Source organism: Acinetobacter lwoffii (genome assembly GCF_015602705.1).
In the GTDB taxonomy this organism is placed as follows: Bacteria; Pseudomonadota; Gammaproteobacteria; order Pseudomonadales; family Moraxellaceae; genus Acinetobacter; species Acinetobacter lwoffii_E.
Genome location: NZ_CP059081.1, coordinates 2,068,251 through 2,088,306 on the forward strand (window position 1 = coordinate 2,068,251; position 20,056 = coordinate 2,088,306).

Annotated in this window: 19 protein-coding genes and 1 pseudogene; 10 read left to right on the top strand and 10 right to left on the bottom strand. The window is 42.3% G+C overall.

The genetic code is table 11. The features are described from left to right. Positions 1 to 6: 6 nt before the first annotated feature. Together H0S56_RS09995 and H0S56_RS10000 are read right to left on the bottom strand one after the other, a co-directional pair. Complete coding sequence (locus tag H0S56_RS09995) at positions 7 to 1,323, bottom strand: membrane protein (RefSeq protein WP_004279487.1); 1,317 nt, start codon at positions 1,321 to 1,323, stop codon at positions 7 to 9. A gap of 65 nt (positions 1,324 to 1,388) precedes the next feature. Continuing rightward, a complete protein-coding gene (locus H0S56_RS10000; protein WP_005246933.1) occupies positions 1,389 to 1,907 on the bottom strand; it encodes a hypothetical protein in 519 nt (172 codons plus the stop codon). Positions 1,908 to 2,145: 238 nt separating this feature from the next. Between H0S56_RS10000 and mrdA the strand changes: the two genes are divergently transcribed. Beyond that, a complete protein-coding gene (gene mrdA, locus H0S56_RS10005; RefSeq protein WP_195724973.1) occupies positions 2,146 to 4,197 on the top strand; it encodes a penicillin-binding protein 2 in 2,052 nt (683 codons plus the stop codon). A 2-nt stretch (positions 4,198 to 4,199) separates the two neighbouring features. Then, positions 4,200 to 4,757: a 16S rRNA (guanine(966)-N(2))-methyltransferase RsmD gene (gene rsmD, locus H0S56_RS10010; RefSeq protein ID WP_195724974.1), complete on the top strand. Its 558-nt coding sequence runs from the start codon at positions 4,200 to 4,202 to the stop codon at positions 4,755 to 4,757. Between the two features lie 87 nt (positions 4,758 to 4,844). On the opposite strand, the gene H0S56_RS10015 is transcribed toward rsmD, so the two are convergent. Then, positions 4,845 to 5,057 carry a hypothetical protein gene (locus H0S56_RS10015; RefSeq protein ID WP_005104632.1) on the bottom strand — a complete coding sequence of 71 codons (213 nt, stop codon included), beginning with the start codon at positions 5,055 to 5,057 and terminating at the stop codon, positions 4,845 to 4,847. Positions 5,058 to 5,303: 246 nt separating this feature from the next. On the opposite strand from H0S56_RS10015, the gene H0S56_RS10020 reads away from it, so the two are divergent. The 3 genes from H0S56_RS10020 (at position 5,304) to H0S56_RS10030 (ending at position 7,359) form a co-directional block, all read left to right on the top strand. Next, on the top strand, positions 5,304 to 6,038 hold the full coding sequence (locus H0S56_RS10020) for a sulfite exporter TauE/SafE family protein (protein WP_004730222.1): 735 nt from the start codon (positions 5,304 to 5,306) through the stop codon (positions 6,036 to 6,038). 98 nt (positions 6,039 to 6,136) lie between these two features. Continuing rightward, positions 6,137 to 6,898: a 3-oxoacyl-ACP reductase gene (locus H0S56_RS10025; protein ID WP_005246935.1), complete on the top strand. Its 762-nt coding sequence runs from the start codon at positions 6,137 to 6,139 to the stop codon at positions 6,896 to 6,898. Between the two features lie 134 nt (positions 6,899 to 7,032). Beyond that, positions 7,033 to 7,359 (top strand): hypothetical protein, encoded by a 327-nt coding sequence (locus H0S56_RS10030; protein ID WP_005107497.1) that lies wholly within the window; start codon positions 7,033 to 7,035, stop codon positions 7,357 to 7,359. Positions 7,360 to 7,430: 71 nt separating this feature from the next. Here H0S56_RS10030 and H0S56_RS10035 read toward each other — a convergent pair whose 3' ends face one another. After that, the gene (locus tag H0S56_RS10035; RefSeq protein ID WP_195726075.1) at positions 7,431 to 7,979 is read right to left on the bottom strand and encodes a 1-acyl-sn-glycerol-3-phosphate acyltransferase; all 549 of its coding nucleotides are present in this window, start codon (positions 7,977 to 7,979) and stop codon (positions 7,431 to 7,433) included. A gap of 362 nt (positions 7,980 to 8,341) precedes the next feature. Between H0S56_RS10035 and H0S56_RS10040 the strand changes: the two genes are divergently transcribed. Continuing rightward, on the top strand, positions 8,342 to 9,508 hold the full coding sequence (locus tag H0S56_RS10040) for a hypothetical protein (protein WP_180049623.1): 1,167 nt from the start codon (positions 8,342 to 8,344) through the stop codon (positions 9,506 to 9,508). A 38-nt stretch (positions 9,509 to 9,546) separates the two neighbouring features. Here H0S56_RS10040 and H0S56_RS10045 read toward each other — a convergent pair. Then, a pseudogene (locus tag H0S56_RS10045) lies at positions 9,547 to 10,700 on the bottom strand (LuxR C-terminal-related transcriptional regulator). A gap of 227 nt (positions 10,701 to 10,927) precedes the next feature. Here H0S56_RS10045 and H0S56_RS10050 point away from each other — a divergent pair. Further along, the gene (locus H0S56_RS10050; protein WP_195724975.1) at positions 10,928 to 11,422 is read left to right on the top strand and encodes a copper resistance protein NlpE; all 495 of its coding nucleotides are present in this window, start codon (positions 10,928 to 10,930) and stop codon (positions 11,420 to 11,422) included. A gap of 66 nt (positions 11,423 to 11,488) precedes the next feature. Here the strand turns inward: H0S56_RS10050 and groL are convergent, their stop codons facing one another. The 4 genes from groL to H0S56_RS10070 form a co-directional block, all read right to left on the bottom strand. Then, a complete protein-coding gene (groL, locus tag H0S56_RS10055; protein ID WP_004279474.1) occupies positions 11,489 to 13,123 on the bottom strand; it encodes a chaperonin GroEL in 1,635 nt (544 codons plus the stop codon). Between the two features lie 70 nt (positions 13,124 to 13,193). After that, entirely contained in the window at positions 13,194 to 13,484 is a 291-nt protein-coding gene (locus H0S56_RS10060; RefSeq protein WP_004646315.1) for a co-chaperone GroES, read from the bottom strand. Between the two features lie 168 nt (positions 13,485 to 13,652). After that, positions 13,653 to 14,429 carry a metallophosphoesterase family protein gene (locus H0S56_RS10065; RefSeq protein ID WP_195724976.1) on the bottom strand — a complete coding sequence of 259 codons (777 nt, stop codon included), beginning with the start codon at positions 14,427 to 14,429 and terminating at the stop codon, positions 13,653 to 13,655. Continuing rightward, positions 14,410 to 15,348 carry a diacylglycerol/lipid kinase family protein gene (locus H0S56_RS10070; RefSeq protein WP_227554888.1) on the bottom strand — a complete coding sequence of 313 codons (939 nt, stop codon included), beginning with the start codon at positions 15,346 to 15,348 and terminating at the stop codon, positions 14,410 to 14,412. The genes H0S56_RS10065 and H0S56_RS10070 overlap by 20 nt, the downstream gene beginning before the upstream one ends. A 417-nt stretch (positions 15,349 to 15,765) precedes the next feature. On the opposite strand from H0S56_RS10070, the gene H0S56_RS10075 reads away from it, so the two are divergent. From H0S56_RS10075 to H0S56_RS10085, 3 genes are all read left to right on the top strand, one after another. After that, on the top strand, positions 15,766 to 17,595 hold the full coding sequence (locus H0S56_RS10075; RefSeq protein WP_195724978.1) for a phosphoenolpyruvate carboxykinase (GTP): 1,830 nt from the start codon (positions 15,766 to 15,768) through the stop codon (positions 17,593 to 17,595). A 117-nt stretch (positions 17,596 to 17,712) separates the two neighbouring features. Continuing rightward, positions 17,713 to 18,741, top strand: a complete 1,029-nt coding sequence (locus H0S56_RS10080; protein WP_082190861.1) for an IS701 family transposase — start codon at positions 17,713 to 17,715, stop codon at positions 18,739 to 18,741. 94 nt (positions 18,742 to 18,835) lie between these two features. Then, positions 18,836 to 19,258: a hypothetical protein gene (locus H0S56_RS10085; RefSeq protein ID WP_004646311.1), complete on the top strand. Its 423-nt coding sequence runs from the start codon at positions 18,836 to 18,838 to the stop codon at positions 19,256 to 19,258. A 106-nt stretch (positions 19,259 to 19,364) separates the two neighbouring features. On the opposite strand, the gene H0S56_RS10090 is transcribed toward H0S56_RS10085, so the two are convergent. Next, entirely contained in the window at positions 19,365 to 20,000 is a 636-nt protein-coding gene (locus H0S56_RS10090; protein ID WP_195724979.1) for a class I SAM-dependent methyltransferase, read from the bottom strand. Positions 20,001 to 20,056: the final 56 nt, after the last annotated feature.

Sequence of the window (20,056 nt, forward strand, 5' to 3'; positions counted from 1 at the left end):
ATCTCATTATAAGAAAGCCACAAACAAATGGATTAAACCCGCGACAAAACCGGTTACCCCACCCAATAAAATCAGAATCCATTCATCTTCCTGAAATGCAGGACGTAAAAGATTCTGAAACTCCTTCGGAGTCAACTCACGTATGCGGTCTCTAAACATTTGGTAGATTTTCTGTGCACGGCTCGCATTAAATGCTGGGTCGCATACAGGTACCATCGTAATTTCAATCGAGCGATCGATCAAGTCCGTCTTGAGTTTTGCATACTCTTTTGGTCCTAAAGACAGCTGTAAAGAGGTCCGAACCAGGGGTGTTTCCATAATTTCATTAATATGACGTTTGATAATGCGGCGGGTTTTGTCTTTTCTGCCGCCATACATCATCTCGGTCATGATCGATTTTAACGTAATCAGGTCTTCTGTGACTACACTTGCGAAGACGTCAGAGACTTCATCCTGACGTTTCATAAATGCGCCTTGTATGTTATAGGTGCCGATACGAGGAATCACCGGCTTAATCCACGGAAACTTGCGATTTGTGGTACGGGCAAAGAATTGCGGGTACTTTACTGGGTGTGGATAGAGTGGGTTGAATACCATCCAGATCGCGATCCAGTTGGTCAAAAAGCCCCAGATCGCAGCCCAGAACGGTACAGTCCAGTGCCACGGCACTACAAACCAGACAATCATCTGGAAAATCCCAAAGAACATCCCGATGAGGGCACTGATATGCCAGATAAAATTGATCTCTTTTTGACCCACCTTCAGGAACATACGCACCATCAAGCGACGGTCGCCTTCCATCTGGCTCACTACCATTTCACGCATATCTACAAGTGACTCGACGTTCATGGTCAGCTCAGTCACTAATTCACGCAAAATTGCCGGCATTTGTTTTTGTGCTTGTGCATAAATTCTGCGTTTGATGGCAAAAGGCAGGTTTTCCCAGAGCACCGCATTGCGATCCATCATGACTTCATCAATCAGATGTTCCAGTTCGAAACCGACCTGCTCGCCAATGATGCGTGCCATATCATCCGGATCCATCGCCTGTAAAAATTCGCGGATAGAGCCTAATTTTGACAGTGTGTTATCGGTAATAATGCCTGAAATACGTCCAGCTTTGCGTGGCACAATCCCTTGCCAGCCCACAGGTAATGGCCCGAGATGGAAACCCCAAAAATTGATCGGATAAAAGACCATTTTCAGCGCCATCCAGACGTGAGCCCAGGTTACAAATGCAGTCACTGGAATAATGCTGAGCACGGCCCAAAAATCCGGGCGGTTTACAAAGGTTTGCCACAACTCGTTGACGTACTCAAGCATGCATAACTTCCATATTTAATTTTTTGTTCACAGAATACACATATTAATAAGGTCGAATATTTTGTCTATAAACCGATACTTAAAGTATAGGAAAATTGTAGCCGGGGTTCTGTTTCAGCCACAGCACGACCATTTCGGTCTTCGAGTTTCTCTCCGGCACCGATCCCGATACTAAAACTGCTGATCCGTTCTGAACTAAGCAAAACATAGGCCAAATCAACGCCAGCACCTAAACGGCCTTCATACTCGCCATCAACCTGTTTGCTGTCGATATGACCGGCATAAACCCCGACATAATAACCATTTTTGTCTTTGCCGGTGAGATGTGCAGGATAACGAAAGCCTGCCTGACCGCCAATCGTACGATCATCATCCAGAAAAACACCACCTTTCACATAAGCAATCCCATAAGGGTTCACCCATTCGGTATTTAAATGCAGTAATTTCTGGGTAAAACCAACACCCACATTAAAGGCTTTTGCCTGAGCAGGCTCTATTTTGGTTGTAGTAGTACTCATTTGATCATGTGCATAAGCCCCGTTCGCCCACAATGCAAACGCTAACAAAGGGTAAACCTTGTTCATTCCTTCACCATCTTCCTTAATTATAGTTTTTGGTATAGTCCTATTTTTATTAGATTTTACTCTAGCAGAATTATCACAACTCTTATATACAGCACTTTACAATTTTAATGTCTGCAAAGTCAAAGCTTAAAGGAACTGATTGCAAGGGTAGTTTTTCATTATCAAATCAAGTGCAGTTGCGTTAGAATACTCCACTTTGATTCTTTTCTACCACTCTCAGGTCTTAAGTCGATCGCGTATGAAGCAGCACTTTCCTTTAAAAAACGCACAACAAGAAAAGCGCATCTATCGCAGTCGAGTCTTGATTTCCATGGGGATTGTCATTTTCTTTATGCTGCTGCTGGTCAGCCGCTATGCCTATTTGCAACTGTTCAACTTTGAAAGCTTTACTACAGCTTCTGATGAGAACCGGATTCGTCTACAACCTTTGCCGCCAGCGCGTGGTTATATTTATGACCGTAACGGCGTGTTGCTGGCCGATAACTATCCAGTATTTACTGCCACTTTAAGTCGTGCTGACGTACAGGATATCGATCAAACGCTCGAACGCCTGAAACCGATTCTGGAATTGACCGAAGAAGATCTTGAACGCTTTCAAACCCGGATTAAAACAGCACGTAAAACCGAACGGGTTTCAATCAAGCTCAACCTGAATGAAAATGATATTGCCCGTTTCAGTGAAGTGAAATATCAATTTCCGGGCGTGAATATTGAAACCCAGATGACCCGCTACTATCCGCATGGTGACCTGTTCGCACATGTGATTGGTTATGTCGGTCGGATTAATGACAAAGAACTGAAATCAATTGATAAGGATCTCTATGCTGGAACCAACCTGATCGGAAAAATCGGTGTGGAAAAATCCTATGAAGAACTTTTACATGGTGTGCCGGGAAATGAATCGGTAGAAGCAGATGCCTTTGGTAATGTGCTGCGTCATTTGGGCCGTAAAGATCCGGTACGTGGTAATGATCTGTTCCTGTCACTGGATTACGGCTTGCAGGTAGTCGCTTCGGAGCAACTGGCCGGGCGTCGTGGCGCGATTGTGGCGATGAATCCTAAAACCGGGGAAATTCTGGCGCTGGTCTCCAGTCCAAGTTTTAACCCTAACCTGTTTGTGACCGGGATCAGCACCAAAGATTATTCGTTCCTGCGTGATAACCTTGATCAACCTTTATATAACCGTGCCGTGCAAGGGGTTTATCCGCCTGGCTCTACTATTAAACCAATGTTTGCACTCGGTGGTCTGCATCATGGTTTGGTGGACTGGGATACCACTATTTCTGATCCGGGTTATTTCAGCCTGCCGGGAGACAGTCACCGTTTCCGTGACCATAAAAAATCCGGGCATGGCGCAGTGAATATGCATAAGGCCCAAGTCGTCTCTTGTGATACTTATTTCTATGTCATGTCCTACCGCATGGGTATTGAAAAAATGAATACCTGGATGCGTCAGTTTGGCTTTGGTGAAAAAACCGGCGTGGACTTACCAAGTGAAAGCTCAGGACTATATCCAAACCCGGAATGGAAAATGCGTACCCGCAAGGCCAAATGGTCACGTGGTGAAACCATTTCTGTCAGTATTGGTCAGGGTGCTTTTACTTCAACGCCATTGCAGCTGGCTATGGCCACAGCCATTACCGCCAACCATGGCAATAAAGTCATTCCCCATGTTCTGCGCGAAAGTCGCGGTGCCAAACCGTTCAAGGTGCATAATGGCACGCATGGCAAGATCGATTTTAATGGTCAGGAAGAAGACTGGATCAAAATGCGTGATGCGATGGTGGACGTAATTCAATCCGGTACAGGCCGAGGCATCAAAAGCGGCTTACAATATTCTATTGCCGGAAAAACCGGTACGGCACAGGTAAAAAGTATTGCTCAGGGCAAGCGCTATAATGAATCCTTATTGACTGACCGTCAGCTGGATCATGGCCTGTTTGTCGGTTTTGCACCTGCTGAAAATCCTGAAATCGCGATTGCAGTTATTCTGGAAAATGGTCGCGGTGGTAGTGCCGCAACGGCTCTGGCCCGTCCAATTTTTGATTACTGGTTACTGCATAAAGATAAAAATCCGGTACGCCCACAAGGCCACCAATTAAGTGGTGGTCTGATGACGGCCGGAATCAAGCCAGCTGAATTGCCAAGTGGTGCAGGCATGTTGAGTCAGGATGCAGCATCTAGTGCCGTTCCAGCCAGTGACCAGCCCGACAATGCTGCTCCGACTTCTGCAAATACGGCTGCATCTCCCGCAGCAACACCTGCTCCGACACCGATAGAGCGAGATTAAAGATGAAAAACCAGCTTCGAATTATTGGTGGTGACTGGAAACGCCGCCAACTGCCTTTTGCCAGCATTGAGGGTTTGCGCCCGACGCCTGACCGTGTTCGGGAAACACTGTTTAACTGGCTGATGTGGGATGTACAAAATGCACAGGTGTTGGATATTTGTGCTGGCTCTGGGGCATTGGCGTTTGAGGCATTATCGCGTGGTGCTGCATCAGTGGTGATGATTGAACCGGATCGTACTCAGGCACAATTTCTGACCCAAAATCTGGAACTTTTAAAAGTCACCAAAGCACGTGCGCAATTAAAAGTGGCTACGGCGCAGCAAGCTTTGTCTACCCTTCAGGCACAGTTTGATCTGGTTTTTCTGGATCCACCATATAGCCTGGATTTATGGGAAGAACTCGCGCTAAAGGCAGATCCTCTGATCAAGGACAATGCCTATATTTATGTAGAAGCAGATCGTGATTTACAATTGCTTAAATTGCCACCCTCATGGCGTTTAATTAAAAATACCAAAGCCGGTACAGTTCGTGCGGGGCTTTATCAAAAAAGTATTTCTTGAATTAAATTATTTTGAAGAGCCATTAAAAAAGGATTCCTCAGTGGAATCCTTTTTGTCATTGTAGTGAGTCAAATTTAAAGACTGTGATTAACGATCACGGCGCCAGTCGCGGTTATCTCGGTCACGTTTCCAATCCCGATGATCTTTATGATCCTTATTTTTCCAGTCATGATCTCTGTGGTCTCGATCATAATGTCCATTACGATCTCTGTTGCCACGATAATCATCATCCCAAGGATCAACCACACAACCGGTTAATGACACAGCCAATACAGAAAGTAATATCACTTTTTTCATCATGTCCATCACCTCTTACTGCACTCTGTCAGTATCAGGCGAGTTCATGGAGAGTGAACGGAGCCATTGTTGCACTCTTGTAGAGATTTATGCATGTTTTATGCATGGCCGTAAACCTCTTTTTTCTTAATTAGCATTCATGCTTTTATGAGAATTTGAACTTTCATTTGCATAAATCCAGCTAAATGGAAGCTTGGCTTTTGTTTAAATCTTGAGAATACTGCTGCCTTTGCTTATGACCTGATCTTTATGACTTGGCTGTTATTTATTCTTGGTGCAATGGTCGCAGGTTTTGTCCAGGGGCTGACCGGCTTTGCCTTTGCCCTGATCGCCATGTCTTTCTGGGTCTGGGTGCTGCCTCCGCAACTGGCCGCGCCCTTGCTGGTATTTGCCTCGATCTGGAGTCATGTGATTTCACTCAGTCAGGAAAAAAAGCAGCTAGTTTTATCCAGGCAGTTGGTGCTGCCTTATCTGATTGCTGGTCTGATTGGCGTGCCGCTGGGTACTTATCTGTTGCAGATCATTCAAGCAGATACCTTTAAGATGATCTTGGGATTTTTTCTGGTACTGTGGTGTCCGGTGATGCTATTCAATCCGCAATTCAAAACAATTCAGCATTCAGGAAAATTGACTGATAGCTGCATCGGTTTTATTGGCGGAATTTTAGGAGGACTGGGCGGTTTTTGCGGTGCCATTCCTTCGGCCTGGGTGATGTTAAAACAATTACCCAAAACCCAGCAGCGCTATATTTTACGGCACTTTAATTTTGCAATTCAGCTTTTCACGCTGGGTACTTATGTATGGCAAGGCCTGATCAATCAAAGCCATTTACCCTATATGGCCTTGCTGATTGTTTTTGTGAGTATTCCGGCAATTTTAGGCGCAAAACTATTTTATAAAATTTCGGAATTACTGTTCAAACGCATGATCTTAAGTTTACTCTTTAGTGCAGGTTGTTTTCTATTAGCGTCCCAATTCATTTAAACACAAGATCAAGCCGAGTCTGTCTTCCCCGCTAAAGCTTGAATCCGTTGAAATAACTGCTATGTTAAGGCCAATCTTTGTAAATATAGATCATCATTATGCAGATTCGTGATCAGATTGTTCTTGTTACTGGTGGTGCACGTGGTTTGGGTTTAGCCATTACTCAGGCTTTACTGGCTGAGGGCGCGCGCGTGGTCGTCAATTATCATAGCAGTCAGCAGCAAGCTGAACAGCTGGCCCAGCAGTATCCTGAACAGGTATTTATTTATCAGGCAGATGTCACTCAAACTGATCAGGTCCGCGCTTTATTTGCCGCAGCTAAAACCCATTTCGGGGAAGCGATTCATGCTGTAATCAATAACGCACTGATTCAATTTGAATTTAATGGTGATGCACGCCCTAAAGTAGAAACGCTGACTTGGGATATGTTGCAACGGCAATTTAGCGGTGCAGTACAGGCTGCCTTAAATACTACACAAGCCGCACTGGATGATATGAAACAGGCAGGGTTTGGCCGGATCGTGAATATTGGTACAAACCTGGTGCAAAATCCGGTGGTTCCTTATCATGACTATACCACCGCCAAAGCTGCATTATTGGCCTTTACCCGCACCACGGCGCAGGACTTGGGACAATATGGCATCAATGTGAATATGCTCTCTGGTGGCCTGTTACAAACCACGGATGCCAGTAAGGCCACACCTGACATTGTCTTTGACCTGATTGCTCAATCGACGCCTTTACGCCGCGTAATTACACCAGAAGAATTTGCTGCTGCAATCCTGATGTTTTTGTCACCTTATTCACGTGCCGTCACAGGACAAAACCTGATTGTAGATGGCGGGCTGGTCAAAGGTTAAATGTTTAGAGAATGGACTTGAATTTTCAAATTCTGTTGTTCTATTTTTTAACCATTTGGTAGATTAAAAAGGTTTTGTGACCGGGTTTTACTTCTACAATAGTGCGCTCCCATAAAACCTTTAGTCTACTTTCCATGAAATTTATCACGACATTGCTCAGTACCTTGCTACTAGCAGGTTGTATGTCCAGCGATTTGAAGAAGTCCGAACAATTACTGCAAAATTTCCATTGTGCCAAGGTAGATACCGCCCAAATGCCACATAGCAGTATGACCGACTATTATCAGCAGATGTTGTATAGCAGCAAATCCAAAGTCGAATCTTATATCAAACAGTATCATCAGGGTGAAGAGTTATTTGACCTACCACTGCATGAAGTGGTGGAGCAACAATATGATCTTTATAAAGATGCCTGCCAAAATCTGGGTGGAATTTTACCCGCTTCTGAAAATGCATCTTAAGTCTGTCAATCTTCATGATGATTAGGCAATAAAAAAGCAGGAGAATTTTCCTGCTTTTTTTCAACTCAATTTTAATTCTGATAATAGCGCTGATCTACACTAAAGCATTCAGGGAATTTTGGTTGAATCTCTGCATAAAATGCCATGATTTCTGCCATATCTTTTTCATAATCCCCTGTCGGATAAACGATTTTACCTACGCCAGTTTTCTTCTTGGCATAGTCCATATAGGCCAATGCAATCGGCACACCGGCACTAATCGCTACATGATAAAAACCTGTCTTCCACTGTTCCTGTTTGGCACGAGTTGCTTCTGGCGTGACCAGCATGACCAGTTTAGGATGAGTCTTGAATAAGTCTGTCATCAGCTGAACCATACTCGGACGAGGCTCCCCCGGCTGTTTAGGACGGCGATCAATCCCGATACCGCCCATAGCACGCACAAAAGGTCCAAATGGCAATTTCATGTAACTGTCTTTAATGGTTAAGCGAACATTCACGCCTAATGCTTTTAAGGCCAGACGTGCATACAGTGCATCCCAATTACTGGTATGAGGAGCAGCAATCATGACACATTGGTCTAAATCTAGGGGCCAATGGTTATCAATTTCCCAACCCATCAGGTTCAGGCTTTGTTCTGCTAACTTCTCAAACACGTCACGCACCAATTCTATTCAAAATTGCACGAATTTTAGCAACCTAGGCAAATATAGATAGTGCTCTATGAGCAATAAATAAACAATTAATCTATATTTGTATAATTGGAATTTTTAAATGAATAGTTGATTATTTTTTCCACCTTGAACTTATCTCATACATCAATTTACGGATAGTTCAGATTGCTTCCCAATATCAATAGAAATTTCTTTCTAATTTAAAGGATCCATGCATTAAAAAGCTCTTGACCTCCTAATTTTGGGATATGGCAAAAACGAGGGTCTTTTTATACTGAATCCACATTATAAATTTCAGGAAGGTTCTAATGAAAAAGACTTTACTTTGTATTGCTTTAGCGGGGTTACTTAGTGCCTGCGGCGGTTCGGATGATAATGCCAGTACACCTCCAGCAAACAATGTTGGCACCCAAACCGGCGTACTGACGGACGGAATCATTTCAGGGGTGACCTATATCACCAGTAGTGGTGCAACAGGAGTTACCAACGAAAAAGGAGAATTTAAATTTAATGATGATGAAAAAGTAAAATTCTTTATTGGGGGTGTACAACTCGGTGATGAAATTGAAGCAAAGGAGCGTATCACACCATTAGATTTAGTCGAAAGTGAAAATGCGCGTATCAACCTTATGGTTTTTTTACAATCCTTAGATGGAAAAGGTGATCATAGCGATGGCATTCAGATTAGTGATGACACTAAAACAGCCTTCACTGCTGTAAAGCTTAATTTTAACCAAAGTACCACCGACTTCGTAAATGAAGTTGTCACCAAAACAGCCATCACACCAGATCAGTTGATAACACCAGAAAAAGCTTCAGAAAACTTCCAAGCGACCTTCTACAAAGATATTGCCGGTACGTGGGAGATTAACCGTACCGATAACACTGCTGTGTTGATTCACATTCTGGAAGATGGACGCTATGCACTAGGTGAAGCAGAAGCAAAAGATGAGAGTGGTCAAGCAGGCATTGAAATGGGCCGCTTAAAATGGAATGCAACAACAACTGTGATTGAACCGGAAATCCTACATGACACCAATGGTGAATGGGGACTTTCACATCCTGCCGAGAATAAACCTTATTCTTTAAACTTTAATGGAACTCAATTAATTCTTACTGAACCCGGCGTTAGTACTGAATACCGTTTAAATCGAGTTAAGCAGTCTAATAGTCTCGTCGGCACGTGGCGACTCAATGAAACGCACCTATTTGCTTTCTTTGATAACAACTATTATTTCTTCCTAGACACTGAAGGTGGAGATGACTGTGGTTGGCCAGGAATTGAATATGGCAAATATACATTGTCAGCAAATACTCTCACCACAACCGAGGTATTATTCGATACCAACGAGTGTGGTGGATTACAAGATAGTTCAAATGGCAGCAAGACAATTGCAAGCATCAATATATCTAACAACAATCTTATCTTACATCCGCAAGGTGAAGATCCTGTAACCTTACAACGTGTTAAATAATCCACATAAACCGGCTTGAATATGAAATTCAGGCCGGTTTAATCAATATGTTCAAATTGAATGGTACAGCCCATCAATAAATGCATCAGTTCAATTTGCGAACAACATTGGGTTTTTTCATAAATATTTTTAAAATACGTCCGTACCGAACTCAGCGTAATGCCACATTGTTCTGCAATATCTTCTATTTTATAACCATTAATTAACAACTCGCATAAATCAAACTCTCGTTTGGAAAGCTGGTAACACTGTTGCAGATAAGTTCTTGACAGGGAATAATGCTGGTTTTTATCCGTCATAAATAAGGCAATTTGATGCTGAGTAGACTGTAAATTTTGCATATTTCTTAATTTCTGAAATGGCACCACCGTCAGCATGAATTGCGAACCTGCCCCATTGCTCAACGCCAAGACTCCACCAACTTCAGTCTGAATGGTCGTATCTTCCAGCAAAGCGCTTTCCAAAAGCTGATCAAGACGTATCTGCTGAGCATAATTGGTTTTTAGACGGTTATGTATATCGAGATCCAGACATGAACTTTGATCAAGCATCTTTTGCGCAACAGGATTGGAATAACTTAAACACAGGTCTTGATCGAGCAGTACAATCCCGGTTTTTAAACTGTCCAATACGGTATACAAGCTTAAATTATCTTGCTGAATCAAGTTGATTTGCCGGTGAATTTGCAAAGCCCGGCGTAAATGAATACTGATACGTCTTAGAAAATCCAGCTCAACTTGTTCAAAAGGCTGTACTTCAGGTGCACGATGAATACCCAGTACCGCCCAACGATAATTTCCCCGATCCAGCAATACCCCTGCCAGATAAGATACACCGCCAGGCTTTAAACACTTCTCATAGAAAACATAGTGATCCGTACCCGGCTGTTCTGCATAGTGCTGACAGTTATGACCAGTGCATCGCCCATCTCGATCGCATTCCATAAGGGCATATGCAGTTTCATATCAATCACTCTGACACGCTCATCTTGATAAGCGGCCAGACTTTCATTCGGGATATTGTGCGTATAGACAAAATCATAGCCTGGATTAAGCTGATCCAGACCGGTAAAAATTGCACTCTTACTTTTAGTATAGCTCACGATATCTTTGATCACGTCCAGCCACAAAGATGGCAATACAGCAGCGTCATAAATTTTTGCAATCAGATTATTTTCTTGTTCTAATTTCATTATTCCCTCCGCATTATCATTATTTTCTAATCATAGCGTTCAGAATTGGTTAACGAAACAGCATAAAGTGACTTTAAACTTGGCTAAAAATTCTTAAATCCTGCTCACTTATCAATAACTCTGGCCTGATTCACCTAATGAATCAAACTTTAACAAGATTGCCCTATTTATCTGTACTGACTACTTTTAATGTAATTCATAACAAATAATTTAATAGGGTCAAAACAATGAAAAAATTAACGCTTACTGCTGCAATAGCAGTCGTTATTGCAGGAGCTTTAACCGCCTGTTCAAAGCCTAATGATAATGAGCCGAGGAACAATAATGCTCAATCCAGCCCAGCCATGATGGAGCAAAATAACGCGGATACCAGTGTGAACCGTGCTGATAGCGCAGAAACTTCGCTAGATTGGGCAGGTGAATACGAAGGTGTTTTTCCTTGTGCTGACTGTGAAGGGATTAAGGTCGAGTTAGATCTCAATCCGGATAAAACCTATGAGCTAAATGAGGAATATTTAGGTAAAGCTGGAAATAATGAGACGGAAACTAAAGGTAGTTTCAGTTTTGACCCTCAAGATCCTTCAATCATCACATTAGATAACAAAGCTGAAAACCGTAAATTCTTTGTTGGTGAAAATTTTGTTGAAGCACGCGAGATGAAATCAGGTAAAAAAATCGACAGTAATTTAAATTATAAATTAGTTAAAAAGTCCGCATCATAATTTTGTAAACGCATAAAAAAATCCCCGCTATTGCGGGGATTTTTTATGAAATGCTCGGATGATGAATTACATCATGCCGCCCATACCACCCATGCCACCCATATCAGGCATTGCAGGTTTGTCTTCTGGGATTTCAGTGATCATGCATTCAGTGGTCAGCATCAAGCCAGCAACAGAAGCGGCGTGCTCAAGTGCAGAACGCGTTACTTTAGCAGGGTCAAGAATACCCATTTCCAGCATATCGCCATATTCGCCAGTTGCAGCGTTATAACCGAAGTTACCTTCGCCATTCTTCACAGCGTTGATCACTACAGAAGGCTCATCACCTGCGTTAGATACGATTTGACGAAGCGGTGCTTCAATCGCACGACGAAGAATGTTGATACCTACGTTTTGGTCATCATTCGCGCCTGTTACGCCTTCAAGTGCAGATGCAGCACGTACTAGTGCAACACCACCACCCGCAACGACACCTTCTTCAACTGCAGCGCGAGTCGCATGAAGCGCGTCATCTACACGGTCTTTTTTCTCTTTCATTGCAACTTCAGTTGCAGCACCGATTTTGATGACAGCAACACCGCCAGCAAGTTTCGCTACACGCTCTTGAAGTTTTTCTTTGTCATATTCTGAAGTAGATTCTTCGATCTGTGCACGGATTTGCTGTACACGGTCAGCGATTTGGCCAGCATTACCAGCACCATCTACAATTACAGTATTTTCTTTAGATACAGTTACTTTATGTGCTGTACCCAAGTGATCAAGCGTCGTTTGATCCAGCTGCATGCCGATTTCTTCAGAAATCACAGTACCGCCAGTCAAGATCGCGATGTCTTGAAGCATAGCTTTACGACGATCACCAAAACCAGGTGCTTTCACCGCACATACTTTGATAATACCGCGCATGTTGTTGACAACAAGCGTCGCAAGCGCTTCGCCTTCAACATCTTCAGAAATGATTAAAAGCGGTTTGCCAGTTTTAGCAACAGCTTCAAGTACTGTAATCAATTCACGAATATTGCTGATTTTCTTATCAACAAGAAGAATGAATGGATTTTCAAGTTCAGCTGTTAAAGTATCTTGCTTGTTCGCGAAGTACGGAGAAATATAACCGCGGTCGAACTGCATGCCTTCAACTACGTCAAGCGAATCTTCGAAGCCTGAACCTTCTTCAACCGTGATCACGCCTTCTTTGCCCACTTTTTCCATTGCTTGCGCAATCAGCTGACCTACAGTCGTATCAGAGTTAGCAGAGATCGAACCTACTTGTTCAATCGCTTTAGAGTCTGATGCTGGTTTTGCAGTTGCCTTGATGTTTTCAACTACAGAACGTACCGCAATATCGATACCGCGTTTCAAGTCCATTGGGTTCATACCCGCTGTTACTGACTTGATGCCTTCATTCAAAATTGCTTGTGCCAATACAGTTGCAGTCGTTGTACCATCACCTGCGATGTCATTGGTTTTTGAAGAAACTTCACGAACCAGTTGAGCACCCATGTTCTCGAACTTGTCTTTCAGCGTAATTTCTTTGGCAACAGTGACACCATCTTTAGTGATGTGCGGTGCACCAAAAGAACGGTCGATAACAACGTTACGGCCCTTAGGACCCAAAGTAACCTTTACTGCATCTGCAAGGGTGTTTACACCAGCAATCATTTTTGAACGAGCTGAATCACCAAATTTTACGTCTTTAGCTGACATATTTGACTCCGAATATTGTTGTATCTTTACAAAATCTGATTTGGAATGAATAAAACTTTTTTAGCGCAGATTAAGCTTCTAATACCGCTAAAATGTCAGATTCTTTCATGATTAAAAGCTCTTCGCCGTTTACTTTTACAGTAGTGCCTGCATAAGTACCGAACAATACTTTGTCGCCAACTTTTACGTCTAACGCGCGTACGCCATTGTCAGTGATTTGACCATTACCAACTGCAATGATTTCACCTTGAGCAGGTTTTTCAGCAGCCGAACCTGGAAGTAAAATGCCCCCAGCTGTTTTAGTTTCTTCTTCAACACGACGAATAACAACGCGGTCATGTAATGGACGAATGTTGCTCATAAATAACTCCATCAGACTAAGTCTTTTTTAGGTCACTGATGACGACTTAATTATTCCATGGGTCATCATCAAAAATTTTTGATGTCACTTTTATGGAGATGGAATAAAACGCTTCAAGGGCAAAAATGAAAAAAAATTGGTTTTTTTTAACGAATCATAGGTTTTCGTCTATTTATTCGGCAGATCAGCCTTCAACATAAAGGCTTGTGCCACTTCATCGAATAAATATTGAGAAATTTTTCCTGTGGCATCAATCAGATTAAAGCTGTTCGGTTCATCTTTATGTAGACGATTTGACGCAGAAGTCCCTGCATGTACATCATATACAGGATGATCCATCCCCAATCCGAACATCTGATTCAAATCATAAATCGCCGGTTGATGCAGATGCCCATGCAACAGCGCAAACAGACCATGCTCTGCCCAGGCCTCTAAAGCAATTTTGGCCATCAATGGGCTGTCCTTGAAACCGCGCTTATTTTGAAAAGGCACATAAAAAGGCTGATGGCTGACAATGATTTTTAATTTGGACGCAGGCGCCTGCGCCAGCGTCAGGTCAATACGCTGAATCTGCTCAAGGGATAAATGCCCTTTGGTATGATATCGACGTCGGATCGAATTCACCCCAATCAGATAAAAATTTTCAGTTTCAAATATTGGCTCCAATTCACCAAAAAAAATCTGGTAACGGGTAAATGGATTGAAAAGCCGATTCCATAAATGATAGAGCGGAATATCATGATTCCCTGGGATCACCATATAAGGCGTATTGAGCTGATCTAAAAATTTTTTACAGGCAAAAAACTGGCCCAAACGTGCGCGCTGGGTCAGATCACCACTGATGACGACAGCTTCAAGTGGATGGGTCTGACAGAAATGCCGAATCGCTTCTAAACACTCCTGCTTCTCTGTTCCAAAATGCAGATCAGACAGATGCAGGATCATGTGGCACCATTACACTTAGGCTATCTTTTAATACAGAAATATTGAGTGGCGGGGCCATTTCCACAATTTCCCCATCAATCGCCACCATCAGTTTCCTGGCTCTGGATTCGATTCGGACTTGATCGGCTGCAAAACTATAAACATCCGATGCCTGGTCAATCTTCCCACGAATCAGCCGATACACCAACTTAAATAAAGTAAGCTTATCACTTTTAGAAACTATCACTCCCGCCACTTTACCTTTTTCAGCCGCCTCTGCAATGCGCATTTTCATATCCGCCAGTTGCAAAGGATTATTGCCAAAAAAGATCAGTGGTGTTTTTACCGGATATTTCTTTTGATCCACCCAGATTTTTAGTTTTAATTCTTTACGGTCGCGAATTAAAACATCCAGTGCAGAAGTATAGGCATGTAGCGGTAAGCGACCAAAAATACGATTATAGTCTTCACGTTTTTTAATAAATAAAGGATATAGACCCAAACTGGCATTATTCAGATAAATTTCCTGATTGATCCGAGCAACATTCATACGTTGTGGCTGTCCTGTCGCAATCACTTTTGCCGCTTCAAGTAAATCTAGCGGAATCCCCAATAATCTGGCTACATAGTTAAAAGTCCCTAAAGGCAAAATACCGACAGGAATTTGCGTATTCAACACATGTTTGGCGACTGTATTTAAAGTTCCATCTCCGCCTGCCGCAACGATAATTCCTGACTCGCTAGATGCCAAATGCTGTTCAAGCACCTCAGCCATAATTTTATCAAATTGCTGTGAATCATTGATTTCATAAGCTTTAGTTTGATAACCCTGGGCTGAAAATATATCGATCAGCTGCTCATAAATGCCTTCTGGCCCCTGTATGCGAAAACCAGCTTTATGATTAAAAATTAGCGATAAGGGTTTAGATTGATTAGACATTTTTCGCGCAATTTCATTGAAGCCTATTGGCATTTTGTCCAATTCATAGACAATTAACAGTGGCTTTATGTAAAATTCAAATGGCAACCATTTATTTAATCAATAATGAATATTAAAGGTCTTATAAAATTAAGATAATGATTTTAATATTAATTTTTAAAATAAATACTATCCATAATTTAAATAAATAATATTAATAATTCAAACATTTAGTTTTATCTTGTTGTTTTACTTATATTTATAAATAAAATAGCATTATATTCCAAAAGAAATCTAGCACTTCTTTGGTCTTATTTTTTTTATCATTTTATGCTTTAATACAGCCACTTTTTTTCATATTTCATCTGGGCGATATTTTTTATTGCTCGGATTGTACTTTGTACATCTAATTTGTACACATTTGAGATAGGCCTCACCATGACCCAAGTGAACGCACCAGAATTCGTTCGTCACCCTAAGCTTATTGCTTGGGTGGAAGAGATTGCTAAATTAACAAAACCAGCAAAAATTGAATGGTGTGACGGTAGCGCAGAAGAATATCAACGTTATATCGACTTGATGATCGCTAACGGCACAATGCAAGCGCTGAATCAAGAAACTCATCCTGGTTCTTATCTTGCAAATTCTGATCCTTCTGACGTAGCACGTGTTGAAAATCGTACTTACATCTGCTCTGAAAACAAAGACGATGCTGGCGCGACCAACAACTGGGAAGCACCTGCTGTCATGCGCGAAAAATTGAACGGTTTATTTGACGGTTCAATGGCAGGTCGTACACTTTATGTGGTTCCATTCTCAATGGGTCCATTGGGTTCTCATATCGCTCATATCGGTATCGAGTTAACTGACTCTCCTTACGTTGCAGTAAGCATGTCTAAAATGGCTCGTATGGGTAAAGCTGTTTATGACGTTCTTGGTACTGACGGTGAATACGTTCCTTGCGTACACACTGTAGGTGCTCCGCTTGCGAACGGCGAAAAAGATGTCGCATGGCCTTGCAACAAAGAAAAATACATCGTGCATTACCCAGAAACGCGTGAGATCTGGTCTTATGGTTCTGGTTATGGCGGTAACGCATTGTTGGGTAAAAAATGCCTGGCATTACGTATTGCATCATTTATGGGTCGTCAACAAGGCTGGTTAGCTGAACACATGCTGATCCTTGGCGTGACCAATCCACAAGGCGAAAAACACTACATCGCAGCTGCATTCCCATCTGCATGTGGTAAAACAAACTTCGCTATGTTGATTCCACCAGCAGGCTATGAAGGCTGGAAGATTGAAACTGTAGGTGACGATATTGCTTGGATCAAACCAGGTGAAGACGGTCGCTTATATGCAATCAACCCTGAAGCTGGCTTCTTCGGTGTAGCGCCTGGTACCAACACCAAGACCAACCCGAACTGTATGGCAACCATGCACAAAGACGTGATTTATACAAACGTCGCTGTGACTGACAACGGTGAAGTATGGTGGGAAGGTCTGACTAAAGAAGCGCCTGCCAACCTGACTAACTGGAAAGGTCAACCACACACTGGCGAAGAAAAAGCAGCGCATCCAAATGCTCGTTTCACAGTTGCAGCTGGTCAATGCCCTTCTATTGACGCTGACTGGGAAAATCCAGCTGGCGTGCCAATTTCTGCGTTCATCTTCGGTGGTCGCCGTGCAGACACTGTGCCTCTAATTTCAGAAGCATTTGACTGGGTTGACGGTGTTTACAAAGCTGCAACGATGGGCTCTGAAACAACTGCTGCTGCTGTTGGTCAACAAGGTGTTGTTCGTCGTGACCCGTTCGCGATGCTTCCATTCGCGGGCTACAACATGGCAGATTACTTCACGCACTGGTTAGAAATGGGTGAGCAAGTGGGTGCGAAAGCTGCTGCTGCTGGCAACAAACTTCCAGGTATCTACAACGTGAACTGGTTCCGTCGTGATGCTGAAGGCAACTTCGTATGGCCTGGTTTCGGTCAAAACATGCGTGTTCTTGAGTGGATCATTGACCGTTGTGAAGGTCGTGCTGATGCTGTTGAAACACCAATCGGCCTAGTTCCTACTTACGAACAGCTGAACTGGACTGGTTCTGACTTCACTAAAGAACAGTTTGACCTAGTAACTTCTCAAGACAAAGATCAATGGATCAAAGAGCTTGAAAGCCATACTGAATTGTTCGATAAGTTAGGTGAGCGTTTACCGGAAGCGTTAAAAACTCGTCAAGCAGAACTTATTGCTGCGGTTAAATCTGCTTAATTGCTGATTTAGTTAAAAAAGGTCGCGTAAGCGGCCTTTTTTATTGGCTGTTTAAACAATTTAGGACTTACGCATTGACGGATTCAAAAAAGTATTACAATAGTTTATAACGTATCTGTGATCAGACGAACTAAACATGCTTCTACAGCAACTTGTACATTACCCATTTATATGGGCTTTCTCATGACAGAACCGAACTCTATTAGCTGCACACAACTTGCCGAGACTTATAATATCTCGCATGATAGTGTAAATCGCTTTCTAGAGCGTGAAGACTACACACCTCACGACCTATATCAAGAAGCAATTCAACATATTGATAATAATAAGCTTATAGTCAGTATTGATGATACTGTTTTAGATAAACCATATAGTCAACATATGGACTTGGTTAGCTATTTTTGGTCAGGCAAACACCACCGATCCGTCAAGGGTATTAATCTCATTACCTTGTATGCGACAGATCAAAATGGTCAAAATATTCCAATTAATTTCCGAATTTATGACAAATCTGAAAGTAAAACCAAGAATGATTACTTTATGGATATGTTAAGTGAAGTACTTAGTTGGGGTGCAAAGATTCAATTTATTTCAGGTGATAGTTGGTATTCATCGACTGGAAATCTAAAAACCATAAGAAAACATGGTATTCGATTTATGTTTGGTATCGACTGTAACCGTAAGGTTTCCCCTGAAAAAGGACAATGGTTTCAACTGCGTTTATTGCCAAATTTCCATCAGGGTCAAGTGGTCTGGCTCAAAGATTTTGGCTTTGTACAATTATTTAAGACTCAGTTAAAAGAACAGCAGAGGTTTTATATTGTGTATCAAGATGAAGATGATTTATTATCCTTTGAGGGTTTTCATGAATTACATTCAAGTCATTGGAAAATAGAACAATATCACCGGGTGATTAAACAGGTTTGTCATATTGAAAAGTTTCAGGTAAGACGGTCTAAACTGATTTTGAATCATATTTTTTCAGCCTTGATGGCCTACGTTGAGATACAAAAGAACCAGTTTGAGCGGATCTTTGAAAATGTATATCGTTGGCAGAAGAAATTATTTAGACCAATTATCAAAAACTTCATTGATGACTTTATTCTCGATAAAAATCATCTGCTACCACAGAGAGTCTATAAATAACAGTGCGTAAGTCCTACAATTGATCACAATTGACCAGAGCAGCAGTTTAAGCAAAATATGGCATACTTAAGCCAAGACTTCAGGAACTATAAATATGAAAAGAACAACAGTAATTTTGGCTATGGCTGCGAGCAGTTTCGTACTGAGTGCATGTCAGACCACACCCCATCAATTCAATGGACAAAGTGGCTATGAAATTCTGGAACGTTCAGGCAATACAGCAACCTTGAGCTACACCCTCTCAGGACGACCAAGCCAGGATGAAAATCGCTTGCAAGCCGCTTGCAGACACGTATTAGGAAATTCCAAAACTTACAACATCCAGATTTTAAGCACCAATGAAATTTCCAATCCAACTGCGGAACAGGAAAACTATGGCCGCCAACTGGGTAATAGCCGCACGCAAATCAGCTTGAGCAATACGCCTGATTTACATAATAGCGAGAACCCGGGTGCACGCGAAGCTTTAGAAGCCCGCCCTACGACCATGCGGGTTATTCGTTATACCTGTTCTTAATATCTGATACTTAGTTACTTAATCAGAGTAAGACAATCAAAAAGGGCCTAGTGCCCTTTTTAATTTTTTAAATTTAACGTGTTTTATAGAAACTGACATTACGAAATTAGGGCGATTCATCCAAATCCGGCCAGGTCGTCGCACTACGCTCATCCAGTTTTTCATATTGAGGATGACTAAAGTTTTTTACCCGACTGTCTGCAACCCACACCTCAGGTGCAAATTTTAAAAACTCATTCAGGAAGAAACGGTTACATTGATCATAGAGCACATCTGCGGCTAATAAAATATCCACTTTCTCTGCCTTATATAGGTCATCCAGATATTCAAGCTCGACATCATTTAGCTCTGCATTGGCACGACAGGCATCTAGACTAACTTGATCGATATCACAGCAGATCACACGTTTTGCACCTGCCATTTTCGCCGCAATGGCAACTACGCCCGATCCCGCCCCAAAATCCAAAACTACTTTGTCTTTAACATGATGCGGCTCTGCCAATAGCCACTGCGCCATCGCCAAGCCTGAGGCCCAGCAAAAGATCCAGTATGGTGTATCATTCCAAATGCGACGAATCACCTCATCATCCAGCTTATCTGTTGGGAATACTGGCGGAATCAGCCACAGGGAAATGGGTGTATCCGGCAATTGCTGTGCATGTAGCTCACAGTGTGGAATCACATCATGCAAGGCTTTTAGTAGATGTTCTGGGGCTTGAGGGAGTCGGAAGGTGCAGCTCATTAGATTTCTTTTAATTAGTATTAATGTCTTTGAAGAATCTCCCCTAGTCCCTCTTT